The sequence below is a fragment of the Streptomyces sp. NBC_00223 genome (assembly GCF_036199905.1).
Lineage (GTDB): Bacteria > Actinomycetota > Actinomycetes > Streptomycetales > Streptomycetaceae > Actinacidiphila.
Window position 1 is genome coordinate 835,909 of record NZ_CP108109.1, and the last position, 15,575, is coordinate 851,483.

Sequence of the window (15,575 nt, forward strand, 5' to 3'; positions counted from 1 at the left end):
ACGATCGCTTCTTCTCTAGGGGTGTTCCGGGCCGGCGACTTCGGGTCGTCGCAGGCCCGGAACTGGGCCGGGCTGACGAGCGATTACGTGTGCGGAATCACGGCGTCTTGCAGAAGCTGGTCCCGGCGGCGATTCCCTTGCAGATCTCATCCTTGGTGAAGATCTTGTGGTCGACGATCTCCTGCTGGACGTTGTCCGCGGAGATGAGGTTCTCCTTGCCGAACACGGTCGGCACACCGCTCTTCACGAAGCCGTTGTCGAAGGTTCCGTTGATGACGCCGGCATCGGCCGCGTCCTTGTTCTGCAGGGCGGTCTGGAGGAGCTTCGCCACGGAGTCACCGAGTTGGGCGCTGTCAGGGTGGAAGGTGCCGACCTGATCACCCACGAGGACCCGCTGCACGGCGGTCAGTGATCCGTCGTGACCGCCGATCATCTTCACCTTGCCGTTGAGGCTCTGCGCCTTCAGCGCGGCCCAGATTCCGTCCGAGGTGCTGTCGTTCATGGCCAGCGTGACGTCGACCTTGTCCCCGGTCTTGGTGAGGCACTGCTCCATCGCCTTCTGCGCGACCGCCGGGTCCCATCCGGGTGTGTCGGCCTGGCAGACGATTTTGATCTTGCCCTCGGCGGTCAGCTTGTCCAGTGCCGGCTTGATGCCTTGGAGCCAGAGGTCGTAGACCTTGAACGTCGGGTCGCCGTAAATGGCCGCCACGCGCACCGGCGTATGGCCGACCGACTTCTCGAGATTGTCCGTGAGCCACTGGCCCCAGTACTTGCCGATGGTGGCGAAGTCGACCCACACATATGCGTAGACCGGCCCGCCGTTGGGGTCGTTGAGGTAGCCGATGGCCGGAATCTTGGCGGCGGAGAGCTTGACCAGCTCCGCTCCGGCCTGCGCCGGATTGGGCGGGCTGATGATCACCGCGGCTGCCTGCTGGGCGATTGCGGCCTCGACCTGGCTGAGTTGCTTGGACTGACTGTTGTCGGCGCTCTGAATGACGAACTTGACGCCCGGCAGAGTCTTCGCGACCGCTTCCTGCACGGCCGGCATGTAGTACGTCGGCCACGCGGGCGTGGTCGAGTTCGGTACCAGGAAGAAAACCGTGCCGGACGCCTTGCCGTCACTCTTCACCGGGTCGGACTTGGACGTGCTGCCCGTGCTGCTGCAAGCGCTCACGCCCGCAGCCAGCCCGGCCAACATGGCTATCGCTATACGCCTTCCCAACCGCTGCCCACAGCCGGCAATGCTGACCATGTGTGCTCTCCTCAGCTCTTCAGGCACCCTGGGGACGGGGCGAGATGGCCGAAAGCTATCCCTCCCCCGCGGAGTTATCAAGTGACCTGACCACTTTGTTTTGACGCGCTCTTGACCTGCCTCTGCGCGCCGGAGGCTTCAGCGCGGTTGCGTTATGACCTATTTGCACGAGATTGTCCGACCGGACAAGAAGAGGGGCCGGTCCGGATGCGGGTTCGGGCGCGAACAGGGGCCTTCAGGGCCACGGCGTTTTCGCGCCATGCGATCCACGTGGAAGATCAGGTCCGCCGCGGAGTGGCCGGCCCTCGTGGCTACTCTCGGTGACGACGCCCCTCGCGGCGGAAGGCCGTACGGGGAGGCGGCCTCCCGGTGCTTCGGTGGCCGGGAATGTTCTTGTCCTGCCTCCCCGCGCGGTGGCGGCTGGGATACTGAAGGCCCAAGTCCACATCCCGGGGGGGCATCGTGAGTGATGTGGTGTCGCTTGCCACGTCGATTGTTGCTTTGGTCGTCTCGGTCCTCGTCGCGTGGCGGCAGGATCAGAAAACGAAAAGTGCGGGCGACTTCGCGGCGGTACTCGAAGTGTATCTGCGCGATGTGCGGAGCAAGGAGTACCAGGACGACCAGAGCTACGTCGTCTCACAACTGACCCTGGATCACCCGCAGCCCGGAATCACTGTCAGCGGTCTTCCCGAAAGGGAGCGCAACGCCGTCTGGAACGTGGCTTTCCTGTACGAGAGCATCGGCATGATGTACAAACTCGGTGTCATGGACCGGCGGATCGCCATCGGCCTCTTCCACTTCCGCATCATCCAGGTGTGGGAGGCCATCACACCATTCGTACAGGCGGAGCGGCAGTTCCGGGACGGCCCCTTTCTCGCGTTTTTCGAGAATCTCTACTGCGAGGCCCGGAGCATTTCACCGTATGACCTCGTCGGAGGCATGGAGTTGCGCAGCATGGACGTTCCGGCGCCCGGTGGGACCGCGGCGGCAGCCGGGCCTCCCCCGCCTCGTGCCGGTGGTTGACCTCGGCCTCCACGAGACCCGATCGGCGGGCTCCGCACCGCCGCCGGTTGCCGGTGAACCGCCGGGCCCGACGCGCGGGTACGCGTACGGGGACCGCAGCGGCGGTTCACCGGCAACCGCCCCTGCGCGGTCGTCAGTTGTCCAGGCGGCGCTTGCCGAGCCGGTCGATCGCGGCCGGCAGGTGGTCGGCGGTGGGGGTCAGCGCTCCATCATGCGCATGCCCGCCTCGTTGTGGGTGTCCCCGGCGGCCCGGGGAAGGCTGGTGAGCTTGGCGAGCTGCTCGTCGGTGAGGTGGACCGCGTCGGCGGCGGCGTTCTCCTCGACGCGGGTCACGCGCCGGGTGCCGGGGATGGGCGCGATGTTGTCGCCCTGGGCCAGCAGCCAGGCCAGGGCGACCTGGGCCGGGGTGGCGCCGATCTCGGTGGCGACGGCGGCGACCTCGTCGGCCAGGCGCAGGTTGTGCTGGAAGTTCTCGTCGGTGAACCGCGGGTTGTTGGCGCGGAAGTCGTTGGCGTCGAACTGGTCGGTGGAGCGGATCGTGCCGGTCAGGAAGCCGCGTCCGAGAGGTGAGAAGGGCACGAAGCCGATGTTCAGCTCGCGCAGCGCCGGCAGCACGCGGGCCTCGGGATCGCGGGTGAACAGCGAGTACTCGGACTGCACGGCGGTGACCGGGTGGACGGCGTGCGCACGGCGGATGGTGTCCGGTCCGGCCTCGGAGAGGCCGATGTGCCGGATCTTGCCCTCGGCGACCAGGTCGGCCAGGACTCCGACGGTCTCCTCGATCGGGGTGCCGGGGTCGACGCGGTGCTGGTAGTAGAGGTCGATGCGGTCGGTGTCCAGGCGCTTGAGGGAGCCCTCGACGGCCGTGCGGATACTGGCCGGACTGCTGTCCGTACCTCCCTCGCGGCCGGTGTGGGAGATCAGGCCGAACTTCGTCGCGAGCACGACCTGGTCCCGGCGGCCCTTCAGAGCGCGGCCGACAAGTTCTTCATTGATGTAGGGGCCATAGACCTCGGCGGTGTCGATGAAGGTGACGCCCAGCTCCAGGGCGCGGTGGATGGTACGGATCGACTCCGCGTCGTCGCTTCCGGCGCCCGTGTAGGCATGGGACATGCCCATCGCACCCAGGCCGATCCGGGAAACGTCCAGGTCACGCAGTTCGATGTGCTTCACAGTTGTTCCGTTCGCTCGGGATCCGCTGGGTTCGGTGCGCCGCCGGCCACCTGCCCGGACGCTGTGGGCCCGGCCTGCGGGCAGGGGGCAGGTGACGTGCGCAATCGAGGATGCCCTCTGGGGAATGGTCCTGCTGCGATACGCGCCGATTGCCGCGGCCGGGTGCGGGGCCCGGCGCGGGGCCCGGTGCGGGGCCCGGCGCGGGGCCCGGCGCGGACGACGGCCTCGGGACGGGTGGCCCGGGTTCAGCCACGAGAGCCAAAAAAGTCGGACGGCGATGTCGAGAACCCGTGCCCGGCTCCGTCCCCGCAGTCAACGCGACCACAATGGGCCGCACCAGCACCGAGGAGAAGCACCATGGCCAAGTATCTGCTGCTCAAGCACTACCGAGGCGCCCCGGCCGCGGTCAACGACGTGCCCATGGACCGGTGGACGCCGGAGGAGATCTCGGCCCACATCCAGTACATGCGGGACTTCGCGGACCGGCTGGAGAAGACCGGCGAGTTCGTCGACGGCCAGGCACTCGCTCCCGAGGGGACCTTCGTCCGGTACGACGGCGAGGGCCGCCCGCCGGTCACCGACGGCCCGTTCGCCGAGGAGACCGACTGGGCGCAGATCGTCGAGTGGTACGACGAGCTGGCGCGTCTGACCGACAGCCCGGTCGTCCGGCTCAACCGCGCGGTGGCCGTCGGCGAGGCGGACGGACCGCGCGCCGGCCTGGCGGCGCTCGCGGGGGTGGACGACTCGCTCCCCCGCCACACCGCGGTGGCGGCGTACCTCCACGAGCGCGACGGCGACCTGGAGACGGCGGCAAGGCTGTACGCCGAGGCGGCCCGAAAGGCGCCCCACCTCGCGGAGCGCGACCACCTGACCCGCCAGGCCGCCCGCCTCAACGCCCCCGGCCGCCACTGACGGACACCCGACGCAGCCGGGTCTCCGGCGGTCCCGCCTCCCACCGCACCGGCGACCTGTTCAGCGCCGACGACGCCGACGCGCTGGCCCACGGGTGCAACTGCGCCGGTGCCATGGGCCGCGGCATCGCAGTGGAGTTCAAACACCGGTGGCCATCGATGTACACCGAGTACCAGCACCGCTGCCGCACCGGACTGTTCACCCCCGGTGAGGTCTTCCCCTGGCGCGCACCCGACGGCACCACCATCTACAACCTCGGCACACAAGCGCACTGGCGCACTCCCGCCCGCCTGGATGATGTCCGCACCGCCTTCCACGCGATGATCGCCCAAGCGAACACCCACGGCATCCGACTCATCGCCATGCCCCGCATCGCCGCCGGCCTCGGCCGCCTCGCCTGGCAGGACATCGAACGATCTCTCAACGAAGTCCTCCAGGCGAACAGCACAGCCGGTACGACGGAGGACACCGCGGCGAACCCCTTGACCGTGGCCGTCTACACCCAGGCCCATACCTGACCCGAAACCTGGGCCGGATCGCCTCGATCGCCGAGCTCAAGGGCGGCCCGCCGTGTTTCGGCCCTGTCGCACACGGACGTCGGCGGACCAATGCGCCGCCCGGGCCGCCGACAAGCCCTGTCTTGCGGACCGTTCGGACCGGCGGCGCTTCGCCGGACCGCGGGGCCGCCCCACGACCGCAGGCGGAGAGCCGGCCGGGTCCGGCGGCCGTTGCCGTCCGGGCTGGGCGCGCCGAGCGACGATTCCGGGGCGCCGCTCACGCCGGCGTTCGACATCCCCCGGCTTCAGCCGTTCCCCGACGCGCGGTTCGACCCGGAGGTGCGGGCCGGCATACGGCTCGCGCTGGTGGCGGCGACGCAGATCCTGCCGGCGCGGCAGCGGGCCGTGCTCGTGCTGCGCGAGGTGCTGGAGTTCAGCGCCGCCGAAGGGCCGCCCGCGTATCTGGAGTGCCTGTCGGCCGAGCGTGTCGGCGCCGCCGTCCTCGCCCGGTACGCGCGGGCGGCACGCTGACGGTGGGCTTGCCGGCGACCCGCTCATGGGGACTTCGGCAAGGAACCGGGCCCCTTCCCGGCCGATGCGCGGCCGGGAAGGGGCCCGGGATACGTCGTCGTGAGGTCAGTAGCTGCACAGAGGCACGTTGTAGTCCCGGAAGGGCGCGTTCGGCACACCGGTGTTGACGTACCAGTCGGAGACGTAGCCCTCGCCCGAGCCGTGGCCGGCGGTCGCCGGGTAGACGACGTAGTCCCAGTAGACGTCGTTCTGCGGACCGATGCCCTGACCCGCGGTCTGGCAGACCAGCGTGACGGCGAGACCCGCCTCCAGGGTCGCCTGGAAGGTGCAGCTCTGGCTCGGGTAGGACTGCTTGTACGGGTGGTAGCAGTCGCGGACGCTGAGGCTGTCGTTGCCGATCCGTACGCCCTGGGTGGCGGCCGAGGCGGGGGTGCCCGCCGCCAGCATCGCGGCGACGGAGGCCGTGGCCAGCAGCCCGAACAGGACGCCGCGCCTCTTGCGCAGGGGTGTCTTCGGCGCCCGCCCGGGATCCGCGGTGCCGCCGGCGGTGAGCCGGCCGTGCTGTGTGGTCATGGTCTGGCCTCTTCCCGAAGTCCCCCGGGGGCTTTCCCCGGGGGTTCCAGTTCTAGGTGCGCGGTCCGCCCCGAGGGGCCGGCGTTTCGCCCCCGTATTCCCGCTGCAACGGCCGCCCCGGCACGGCGCCGCCTCTGCTACGCGCTGCGAGCCGCCCGACCGACGCCTCCGGCCGGTGCGACGTCCGGCCGGTGCGGCATCCGGCCGGTGGACCGTCCGGCCCATCCGGTACGTCCGGAAATCACCTCGCCGTGGCGAAGGAAACCGTCCAGTGTGGAGTAAACCCGGACAGGACCGGGCGGGGGTGGCGCGCGAGCGGGGGCGGAAGTGGCGCGAACGACCTTGGCCGGGCCGGCGGTCATCCGGTGGACTCCATGGCAGGTACGGGCCGGCTGGCTGCTGCGGGCACACCGGCTGCACCACCCCGACCCGGGGCTGCGGCGGCTGACCGGCTTCGCCCGCGCCTACCGCGAGGACCGGCGGTACGCGGGCGGGATCAGTCCCAGCTCGCTGTCCCGCTGGGAGAACGGCCTCGTCGCGGTGACGTCCGCCTCCATCCGCCGCTACGAGGATGTGCTCGGCCTGTCCCCGCACCGTCTGCTCCTGCCGGTACAGACCATCGCCCGTCACGAAGGGGGCCCGGCCGCCGCGGCGTTCCTGCGCGGAGGCGGCGGTCCGCCGTCCGCGGACCCCGACCCGCGCATGGATCCGCTGCTCGACCAGGTCCTCGACGGCGGGGTGCTCACCGGCGCCGACTGGGACGATCTGACCCGATGGGCCACCCATGGCGGCGGACGCGTCTCCCCGGGCCGCGTCCGCCACGCGGTCGTACGGCGGCTGCTGGAGGAGACCCTGGTGTCGGACGGCGCCTCCTGGATGCGTCGCTTCGAGGCGCTGGGCCGGTTGATGGCCGACCCGCTGTGGGGGCCGGAGACCATCGCCGTGTGCGCCGGGGTCGCGGAGCAGCCCGCGCACGCCGGTCTGATCGAGGCGGTGTGCGCGCTGGACGGCAGCCCGCATCCGGATGCCGCGCGGGCCGTGCTGCGCCAGCTCACCGACCCCACCACCTCCGACAGCCTCTACGGCGCCCTGCTCGCCGCCGCGCGCAAGACCCGCAAGCGCCACTTCACCGTCGAACAGACCCGGACGCTCGTGGACGTCGTGGACGGGGTGCTGACCGGTGGCCCGCAACCGGCCCATCCGGTGTCCGTGGTGGAGGCCGCCGCCGTCCTCCTGCACCGGCTGCCGCTGTCGGATGCCCACACCGCGCGGCTCACCGCCTCCGCCGCCCACCGCGGTCCCACCGTCCGGGCCGTCGTGGCGCACGGCTCACTGACCGATCCGGTCGCGGCCTCCGTCACCGTCTCCCGCATCGTCGCCCGGCTGGGCGACGACGACGTGCCCGCGCAGACGACCGCCGTGCTGGGCACTCTCGTGGACGACCTGCTGCACCACCCGGTGGCGGACGTCCGGCTCTACGCGGCGATGCTGCTGAGCGCCAGTCCGTACGGACCGCGGATCGCCGCGGCCCTGGCCGCGGACCTGCGCCGGACCACGACCGTACGCGCCGAGGACAGCGCCGTCCCTTTGCTGCACGCCCTTCGCGTCTTAGGTGGGCCCGGCCAGCGCGGCGTGGTCGCCGATCTCACCCTGGCCCGGGGTCTGCCCCAGGAGGTGACCCTCGCGGCCGTGCACGCGCTGGGGCACATCGGGGGCCACAGCCCGGAGAGCTACTGGCGGGCCGTCTTCCACCAGCACGCCCGGACCGCCACGGACGCGGCCGGACAGCACCGCGTCCTCAAACGGCTCGTGTACGGCTTCGCCATGGCCGGCGAACTCGACCTGCTCACCCGCCTGGTGGAGGAACAGACCCAGGCCGCGCCCGCCCAGCACCTCTCCGGCTGGTGGGCGGGCCTCGACCGCCACGTCCGCGAAAGCGCCCGGCGCTAGCCGTTCGGCGCTAGTGCCGTGACCGGAAAGGTTCACCGGTTCACGACGCCCTGCACGGCACCTCTCCCCCTGCCTTCGGCGGGAGGTGCCCCCACGTTGTCGAAGTCGCCCGAGTACGCCCAGTACGAGGGCTCCCCCGGCCTGGCGGCCGGGAGGTGCCCCCACCGCCTTGCGATGCACCGCACCGGACGCCGCGAACCAGGCAACCTTTCCGGCCACGGCGCTAGCCGTTCGCGGCCGGAGCGGCTATTCGGCCGCGCCGGGGCGGACGATGAACTCCTTCGGCACCATCAGCGTGGACCTTCGCGGCAGGCTCTCGGCCATGTAGGCGCGCAGTTCCTCCGGTGGTACGTCGCCGCGTTCGAGGTGGACGCGCGCCACCAGGGTTTCCGCTCCGTCGTCCCTCCGCACCGACACCTCGGCGGAGGCCACGGCGGGATGGGAGTTCAGCGCCGCCGCGATCTCGGGCAGGCTGACCCAGGAATTCTCGTACCGGGTCAGTTCCGCCGTCGGCCGGGTCCTCGTCGGTCCGGGCAGTGCGCTGAGCGGTACGTCACCGACCTCCACGAGGTGGCAGAGCGTGCTCTCGACCCAGTGGACCGCGCCCTCCGGGTCTTTCACGTAGCGCCTGTCCACGGCCAGCACGACGCCCTCCTTCTCGGACACGACGCTGAATTCGAAGGTCGGGCCGGAATCGGTCCTCCGCGTGAACGCCACGCCGCTGATCCGGTCCGGGTCGTCGTCCGCCCGGGAGTCCGAGGGCAGTCCGGGCAGATAGTTCACGAAGACCTGGTCACGGAAGTGAACACCCCTTCGCCGCTGCGCGCTCCGTACGATTTCCTCGTACTGCCGGTTCGAGAAGTTCGCGTTCCGCATCGCCCCCACCGTGGCGCGGAGGGAACGCTGGGCCACCTGGGAGAAAGCCGGGTCGCCGGAGAGGTCGACGGCGACCGGGACGGAGCGCGCCATTCTCGCCACGACCGTGTGTTCGGCCTTGTCGGTTCGATTGGACACCTGCATATGGAACCGGCATCCATCGAGCCCGGAGGTGAGGGAAAGATAGCTCGACAAGGCGGAGAGCCAGATCGCGGGCTCGGAGACACCGTACCGGGAGGCGATCTTCCGGGCCGCGCTGTAGGCGGCGGGCGAATGGAGCCAGGTGGAGGTGAATTGCGGGCCGTCGTCCCCCTCGCTCTCCATGAAAAGGCACTGCGGGGCCTTCTCGTGGCACTGTTCGAGGTAACGCAGTGCCAGTTCGTTGCGCCGCTTGCCCTCCTGGGACGATTCTCTCTCCGCCACGTCGCCCGGCTGCATCGGGTGCTGCCAGTCCACCCGTCCGCGGGTGACCGCCTCCAGGAGTTCGTCGTGGAGTACGCGCAGACTCCAGCGGTCCGCGGCGATGTGGTGGATGAGCAGCACCAGGGCCTGGCGTTCGCCGCAGTCGACCAGACCCGCACGCACGGGGTAGTGCCTGCTCAGGTCGAAGCGGGGCCCCGAAAGGCGGTCAAGCAGAGCGCTCTTCGCCTCGTCGAAACCGTCGGCATCCGTTTCGACGGTCTCGACGTCCAGCCGCGCGTCCTCGTGCACGGTCTGGACGGGGGAACCCGCCGGGTCCACCTCTATGGTCGTACGGAGCCCTTCATGCCGCTCCATGACCTGTGTCAGCGCGTCTGCTGCCGTCACGACGGCCGAGGACGTGTCGAACTCGACCGTCAGACGCAGCAGCATCCACGACGGCAGCGGCCCGTCGCCGTGGCCGCGGTCGATTCTCCACAGCCCGTCCTGCCCCCTGGTCACGTTCCTCGACGACATCAACGTCTGCTTCCTCCGTCCGCTGCGTTCGGGCCAGGCCGGGCAGACCGGTCAGACCAGAACGGCCCCGTCGCCGATACGGCGCTCCCGGTTCCGGCGGTTGTCCAGGTGGACGAACACGCGATGCAGCCAGCGGTCGGACCCGTCGTAGCGCGGGGTGAAGGCACCCCGGCCGTGGACCACCAGCCGGTTGTCGAGGAACACCATCTCCCCCGGCCGCAGTTCGGGATCGCGGCGCACCGCGTCCAGGGCGGACCGCAGTTGTTCCAGCGCCTTCGCGCCTTCCTCGTCGAGCGCGGTCGTCGCGTGGAAGTCCACCCGGATGTCGGGGTCGCCGAGATGACCGGACAGGACCGGGTGGCGGGGCGAACAGTCGGCGTTGTTGAAGGACGGCGGCGCCGCGGTCTCGAACCGGGGCTCACGCAGGACGGCGACATCCTTGTCGGCGAGCAGCGGCAGGGCGCGCCGGATGGACGCGACGGTCGTGCCCACGCCCTCACGCGCCGGACGCAGGCAGAGCAGCCCCACGTAGTCGGGACGGTGGGAGTGGTAGGCGTTCTCGGTGTGGAACTCCAGTGACACCGAACCGCCGTTGCTCTGCGACGTCTCCAGCGCCGGCACCGGGACGACGTTCTGCACGAGCGCCCCGCGCTTCTCGTCCCGGTAGGCGATGATCTCGCCGAGTTGCAGTCCGACCAGCATCGCGACCGCCGCCGGTACGGTGGCCACCGGCTCGACGGACTCCGGCACGTTCGGGGTGGGCGGCAGGACGTCGTCGGAGACCGGCAGGCCGCCGACGAGCAGGAGACCGTCCGTTCCGGGGTCGTTGCGGTAGGCGCGTACGGTCTGGAGCAGTCTGACGGGGAGTTCGCAGCTCGCGGTCCGCGCGGCGGCGACCCAGCGGGGATGGTCGACGGCGCCCGGCTCGATCCGGGAGAGCCCTTCGGCCAGGGCGGCGATGCCCGCCGTCTCGTCCGGCGTCAGCCGGATCCGCATGCTGTCGCGCGGCGGCGCGTCCGTCGCAGTGGCCGGTCCTGCCGTCACGTCCGTGTCTCCCTTGTCGCCGGCCGGGACCCTCCGCAGCGGTCCCGGCCATCTGACGCCCGCCCGCGGTTGCGGCCGTGCGCGCCGCTCCGGCGGAGGCGTGATCCGTCCGTATCACCTTCGTCACTGACCGCACATCCGTTCCAGGCACGTGACCGGCAACTCACCGCGCCCAACTTGCCGCCCCGATGCCTGGCCCGCGCACGTACGCGGAGGCGAAGCTCACCAGCCGGTGCTCCGTGGCAAGCGGCATGGCGCCGCACGGAGTGCGAGGTGCGGGCCCCGCCGCGGCGCCGCCCGGTCGGCGAACGGCAGGAGAAGGTGACCGAAGTGACCAGCGCAGTGAGCGAGCTGCCGAAACGCATGCCCACGCACGCCGTCGAGTCCCTGGTGTGTTCCCTGTGGGGCGCGTACTTCGGGCGCCCGGTGGACCCCGACGACGACTTCTTCGACCTGGGCGGCGACTCCCTCGCCGTGCTCGACATCGTGCTCGCCGCACGCGGGCACGGGCTGGAGCTGCGCGCCTCGCAGGCGCTGCGGCACTCGACTCCGGCGCGGCTGGCGGAGGCCGTCACGATGCCCTCCCCCGGCCCGGCCGCCCCGCGGCGGCTGCTCGCCCTGGTGGGCGCCGCGCTGGACGGAGACGCCTCGTCGGCGGACGGGAGCGCCACGTCGGCGGACGCGAACGGCACGACGGCGGACGCGAACGGCACGCCGGCCGACGGGAGCAGCACGCCGACCGCGCCCGGCGGCGGGAACACCCGGAGCCCGCTGTTCGTGATCCATTCGGACAGTCACCGCACGGCCGAGCAGGAGGCGTTGCTCCGCTGGGAGCTCGGCCGTCCCGTCCACGGCCTCCGCCTGCCGGGCCTCGACGGTACGGTCACGGACGGTCCGGGCATCGTCCGGGCTGCGCGCGGCGTGGCCGAGGCGGTACGCGAGCGGCAGCCGGACGGACCGGTGTCGATCGCGGGTTTCGGGCTGGGGGCGGTGTTCGCCTGCGAGGCGGCCCATGCGCTGCAAGAGGCCGGCCGGCAGGTCGGGCTGCTCGCCCTCGTGTCGCCCGCGCTGCCGGGTACGGCGGCGCCGGACCGGAGGGCGTTGCTGGCCGAGCGGGTGGCGCTGCTGGGGGCCCGGTTCGGGCTGGAGGACGGCGACGGCCCGGGGGAGCTGCTGCGTCAGGCGCACGCGTCGGGCTGGTTCGGGGATGTCGCCTCCGGGGCGGAACTCGTCCGTATGCAGGCGGCCTGGGTGGAACTCACCGCCGCGGTCGCGGGGCACCGGCTCGGCGCTGTCGCCGCTCCGGCCCTGCTGGCCGTCGACTCGGCGCGCCTGGCACCGGCCGAGGAGGCGTGGCGGCCCGCGCTGGCCTCGGTGGAGGTGTGCCCGCTGGACCACGGTCTGCGGTCGCCGGCGGGCGCGCTGCGGGATCCGCGTCTGGCCGAGGCGCTACGAGGGGGTTGTGGGGCGTGAACTCTCTTACCCCGTCCGCCGGTGAAACCCGGAAGCCTCCGGCGTCGCGCTGGTTCGCGCGGCCGCGCAAGGTTCTCGATCCGGCGCTGCGGCTGCTGTGCTTCCCGCATGTCGGCGCCGGCGGCGCGGCGTTCAACGCGTGGGCGGATCTGCTGCCCGCCGGTGTCGAACTGTGCGCGGTGCGCTTCCCGGGACGCGAGAACCGGTTGCGCGAGCCGCTGCTCGACGATCCCGGGCAGGCCGTGGACGCGGTGCTGACCGCGATGCTCCCGCTGCTGGACCGGCCGTTCGTGCTGCTCGGCCACTGTTCCGGCAGCGTTCTGGCGTACGAGTGCGCCCGTCGGCTCCAGCTCTCGGGGCATCCGGCGCCGGCCCTGGTGGTGGTCTCGTCGGCCGAGGGGCCGTCGGCGCGCCACATCGCGGACCCGCTGCATCTGCTGTCCCGGGACGAGTTGCTGGCCCGGGTGGTCGACTACGGCGGGACGGCTCCGCAGGTGCTGGCCGACCCCGACCTGAGGGCGATGGTCGAGCGGCTGCTGCGGGCGGACTACCGCGTGGTCGAGCGGCTGCGGTACTCCCCCGGGCCGCCGCTCACAGCGCCGATCGCGGTGATCGGGGGACGGCGGGACCGGTTCGTGTCCGAGCCGGCGCTCAGGGCGTGGGCCGCGGAGACCACCGCTGATTTCGCGGTGCACATGCTGGACGCCCCGCACTATCTGCTGAAGGAAGCGGGTGCGGTGGTGGGTTCCCTGCTGGCCGCCCTGCCGGCTGCCGAGGTGCGGACGTGACGGGTGTCCAGGTGGTGTCACTGCCGACGGCCTGGCGGCCGGTGGAAACGACGAACACGGCAGAAACGAACACGGCAGACACGGCGACGCGTTACACCGTCGTCGTGCCCGCCGACGGGCTGAGCGACGTGTACGGCGGCGGCACGGAGCCGGGCGCGGTGCCGCCGGTGCTGGCCGCCGTCCATGTCAAGGTCATGAGCATGCTGTCGGAGGACCGGCGGTTCCGCACCGCCGTCCGGCCCGACGGCGGCGCGGAGCGCGAACTCCGGGCCGACCTGCGGGCGGTGGGCACCTGGCGCGAGCTCACCTCGGCGCTGGCCCGGCTGCTGACCGGCCCCCGGGCCGCTCCGGGCGGACCCGTCAGGTGGACGGCGGGCAGCCCGGTGCCGGAGGACCCGGCGGCGGGCGTGCTGCTGGACGTCGACGGACCTCCCGGGCCCGCCGACAGCCGTCCCCGGGAAGGGTCCCCGTACGGGCTCGTGGTGACGGCGCGGAAGGACGGGCTGCGGCTGGTCGCCGACAGCCGTGCGCTGTCGCGCGCCGCGGTCGACCGGCTCGCGGACCTGTACCGGGGTGCGCTGGCGGCGGCCGCGGAGCCGGAAGGGGACGTACGGGCCGCGTGCCTGCCGGACGCCGAACGGCGAGCCGTGCTGGAGCGGTGGAGTTCGGGCGGCCGGGCCGAGCGGCCGCGGGACACCGTGCTCGACCTGTTCCAGGCGCAGGCGCTGCGCAGCCCGGACGCGCCGGCGGTGCGATGCGTCGGCACGGTCCTCACCTACCGGGAGCTGGACGAGCGGTCCGACCGCGTCGCGGCGCTGCTGGCGGCGCGCGGGGCGGGACCGGACCTGCCGGTGGGTGTGTCGCTGCGGAGCGGACCCGACCTGCTGCCCGCGCTGTTCGGCGTGTGGAAGACCGGGGCGCCGTATCTGCCGCTGGACGTGGGCCTGCCGGCCGAGCGGCTGCACACGATGGCGTCCTCCGCGCGGTGCCGGCTGGTGGTCACGCGTACCGGGCACCTGCCGCTGTGGGACGGCGTCGCGGGCGTGGACACCCTGGTGCTGGACACCGCGCCGGCAGCGGACGGCCGATCCGAAGACACTGCCGACGCCCCCGGCCCCGCGGTGCGGCCGGGCCCGAAGAGCCCGGCGTACGTGATGTACACCTCGGGGTCCACCGGGCGTCCCAAGGGCGTGCTGGTGCACCACGCCGGCCTGGCCAACTACCTGCTGTGGACCGCGGACAGCTACGCCTCGCGGGGAACCGGCGGTGCGCCGTTCTTCGGTTCCATCGGCTTCGACCTGGGTGTGCCGAATCTGTTCACGCCGCTCCTCGTGGGCCAGAGCGTGCACCTGCTGCCCGATCCGCTCGACCCGGCGGACCTGGGCGCGCTGCTGACGGCCGGCGGCCCGTACAGCTTCGTCAAGTGCACCCCCGGGCATCTCAACATGCTGAGCCTGGAACTGACTCCGCCGGAGGCGCGCCGACTGGCCGGTCTGGTGATCGCGGCGGGTGACGCCTTCACCGGCGCGCTGGCCCGGCGGTGGATCGACCTCGCCGGCCCGGACGGGACCCTGGTCGCCACGGAGTACGGCCCGACCGAGATCACCGTGGGGAACTCGGGCCAGCAGGTGGACGATCCCGATCCGCACGGTCTGATCCCGCTCGGCCGGCCCATCCCCAACACCACGATGTACGTGCTGGACGACCTGCTCGAACCGGTTCCGGTCGGCGTGCCGGGCGAGGTGTACGTCGGCGGTGCCGGGGTCTCCCACGGCTATCTGGGGGAGCCCGCGCTCACCGCGGAGCGCTACCTCCCCGACCCGTACGGCGCTCCCGGGACCCGGCTCTACCGGACCGGTGACCGTGCCCGCCGGACCGGCTCGGGCGACCTGGAGTTCCTGGGCCGCACCGACCACCAGGTGAAGGTCCGCGGCTACCGGATCGAGGCCGGGGAGATACGCCAGGCCCTGCGCCGCGCACCGGGGGTCGCCGACGCCGTCGTGGCGGCGGTCGGGCAGCCCGTGCGCCTGGCCGCGTTCCTGGTCCCCGCGCCCGACCGCGCACCGGACACCGCGCGGGTGCGTGCCGGACTGGCCCGCCGACTGCCGGACTACATGGTCCCGTCCGACGTGGTGGTCGTGGACGCCTTTCCGCTGACCGCCAACGGCAAGGTCGACCGGCGCGCGCTTGAGGCCCTGCTGCCGGGCCAGAGCAGGGCGGGCCGGGGCGGGCAGGCGCCGGGCCGATGGTTCGGCGCCGATGACGACGACACCGGAGAAGGGAGCACGGTGAACGAGAACCCGTCCGGGGGCTCCGAGGACGACGCCTCCTCCGAACCGCTCTACCAGGTGGTGGTCAACGACGAGGAGCAGCACTCCGTGTGGCCCGCGCTTCGCGAGCCGCCGCCGGGCTGGCGGCCCGAGGGTTCCACCGGGACCCGGCAGGCGTGCCTCGCCCGGATCGCCGAGGTGTGGCACGACCTGCGTCCGCTCAGTGTCCGCGGCGCCGCGGCACCGGTCCCGCCCGTACCGTACGCAGGGAGGTAGC

12 protein-coding genes and 1 pseudogene are annotated in these 15,575 nt (G+C 72.0%); 8 read left to right on the plus strand and 5 right to left on the minus strand.

Annotated elements, in window-relative coordinates:
- Positions 1-97: 97 nt before the first annotated feature.
- Positions 98-1,252: a substrate-binding domain-containing protein gene (locus OHA30_RS03465; RefSeq protein WP_328912304.1), complete on the minus strand. Its 1,155-nt coding sequence runs from the start codon at positions 1,250-1,252 to the stop codon at positions 98-100.
- 462 nt (positions 1,253-1,714) lie between these two features.
- Here OHA30_RS03465 and OHA30_RS03470 point away from each other — a divergent pair, with 462 nt between their 5' ends.
- Positions 1,715-2,275 (plus strand): DUF4760 domain-containing protein, encoded by a 561-nt coding sequence (locus OHA30_RS03470; RefSeq protein WP_328912305.1) that lies wholly within the window; start codon positions 1,715-1,717, stop codon positions 2,273-2,275.
- A 198-nt stretch (positions 2,276-2,473) separates the two neighbouring features.
- Here the strand turns inward: OHA30_RS03470 and OHA30_RS03475 are convergent, their stop codons facing one another.
- Positions 2,474-3,448 carry an aldo/keto reductase gene (locus tag OHA30_RS03475; protein WP_328912306.1) on the minus strand — a complete coding sequence of 325 codons (975 nt, stop codon included), beginning with the start codon at positions 3,446-3,448 and terminating at the stop codon, positions 2,474-2,476.
- Positions 3,449-4,027: 579 nt separating this feature from the next.
- Here OHA30_RS03475 and OHA30_RS03480 point away from each other — a divergent pair.
- The 3 genes and pseudogenes from OHA30_RS03480 to OHA30_RS03490 form a co-directional block, all read left to right on the plus strand.
- Positions 4,028-4,360: pseudogene (locus OHA30_RS03480) on the plus strand (RNA polymerase subunit sigma-24); the annotation flags it as partial.
- An 83-nt stretch (positions 4,361-4,443) separates the two neighbouring features.
- Positions 4,444-4,878, plus strand: a complete 435-nt coding sequence (locus OHA30_RS03485; protein WP_328917708.1) for a macro domain-containing protein — start codon at positions 4,444-4,446, stop codon at positions 4,876-4,878.
- A 210-nt stretch (positions 4,879-5,088) separates the two neighbouring features.
- Positions 5,089-5,388: a hypothetical protein gene (locus OHA30_RS03490; protein WP_328912307.1), complete on the plus strand. Its 300-nt coding sequence runs from the start codon at positions 5,089-5,091 to the stop codon at positions 5,386-5,388.
- Positions 5,389-5,493: 105 nt separating this feature from the next.
- On the opposite strand, the gene OHA30_RS03495 is transcribed toward OHA30_RS03490, so the two are convergent.
- Entirely contained in the window at positions 5,494-5,961 is a 468-nt protein-coding gene (locus tag OHA30_RS03495) for a hypothetical protein (RefSeq protein WP_328912308.1), read from the minus strand.
- Positions 5,962-6,288: 327 nt separating this feature from the next.
- On the opposite strand from OHA30_RS03495, the gene OHA30_RS03500 reads away from it, so the two are divergent.
- Positions 6,289-7,911, plus strand: a complete 1,623-nt coding sequence (locus OHA30_RS03500) for a helix-turn-helix transcriptional regulator (RefSeq protein WP_328912309.1) — start codon at positions 6,289-6,291, stop codon at positions 7,909-7,911.
- A gap of 246 nt (positions 7,912-8,157) precedes the next feature.
- On the opposite strand, the gene OHA30_RS03505 is transcribed toward OHA30_RS03500, so the two are convergent.
- Positions 8,158-9,723, minus strand: a complete 1,566-nt coding sequence (locus OHA30_RS03505; protein WP_328912310.1) for a condensation domain-containing protein — start codon at positions 9,721-9,723, stop codon at positions 8,158-8,160.
- 51 nt (positions 9,724-9,774) lie between these two features.
- Positions 9,775-10,767 carry a TauD/TfdA family dioxygenase gene (locus OHA30_RS03510; protein WP_328912311.1) on the minus strand — a complete coding sequence of 331 codons (993 nt, stop codon included), beginning with the start codon at positions 10,765-10,767 and terminating at the stop codon, positions 9,775-9,777.
- A 330-nt stretch (positions 10,768-11,097) separates the two neighbouring features.
- Here OHA30_RS03510 and OHA30_RS03515 point away from each other — a divergent pair, with 330 nt between their 5' ends.
- From OHA30_RS03515 to OHA30_RS03525, 3 genes are read left to right on the plus strand one after another with little or no spacing between them, the layout of a single operon-like run.
- A complete protein-coding gene (locus OHA30_RS03515; protein WP_328912312.1) occupies positions 11,098-12,240 on the plus strand; it encodes a phosphopantetheine-binding protein in 1,143 nt (380 codons plus the stop codon).
- Complete coding sequence (locus tag OHA30_RS03520) at positions 12,237-13,028, plus strand: thioesterase II family protein (RefSeq protein WP_328912313.1); 792 nt, start codon at positions 12,237-12,239, stop codon at positions 13,026-13,028. The genes OHA30_RS03515 and OHA30_RS03520 overlap by 4 nt, the downstream gene beginning before the upstream one ends.
- Positions 13,025-15,574, plus strand: coding sequence for an amino acid adenylation domain-containing protein (locus tag OHA30_RS03525; RefSeq protein WP_328912314.1), 2,550 nt, complete (start codon positions 13,025-13,027; stop codon positions 15,572-15,574). The genes OHA30_RS03520 and OHA30_RS03525 overlap by 4 nt, the downstream gene beginning before the upstream one ends.
- Position 15,575: the final 1 nt, after the last annotated feature.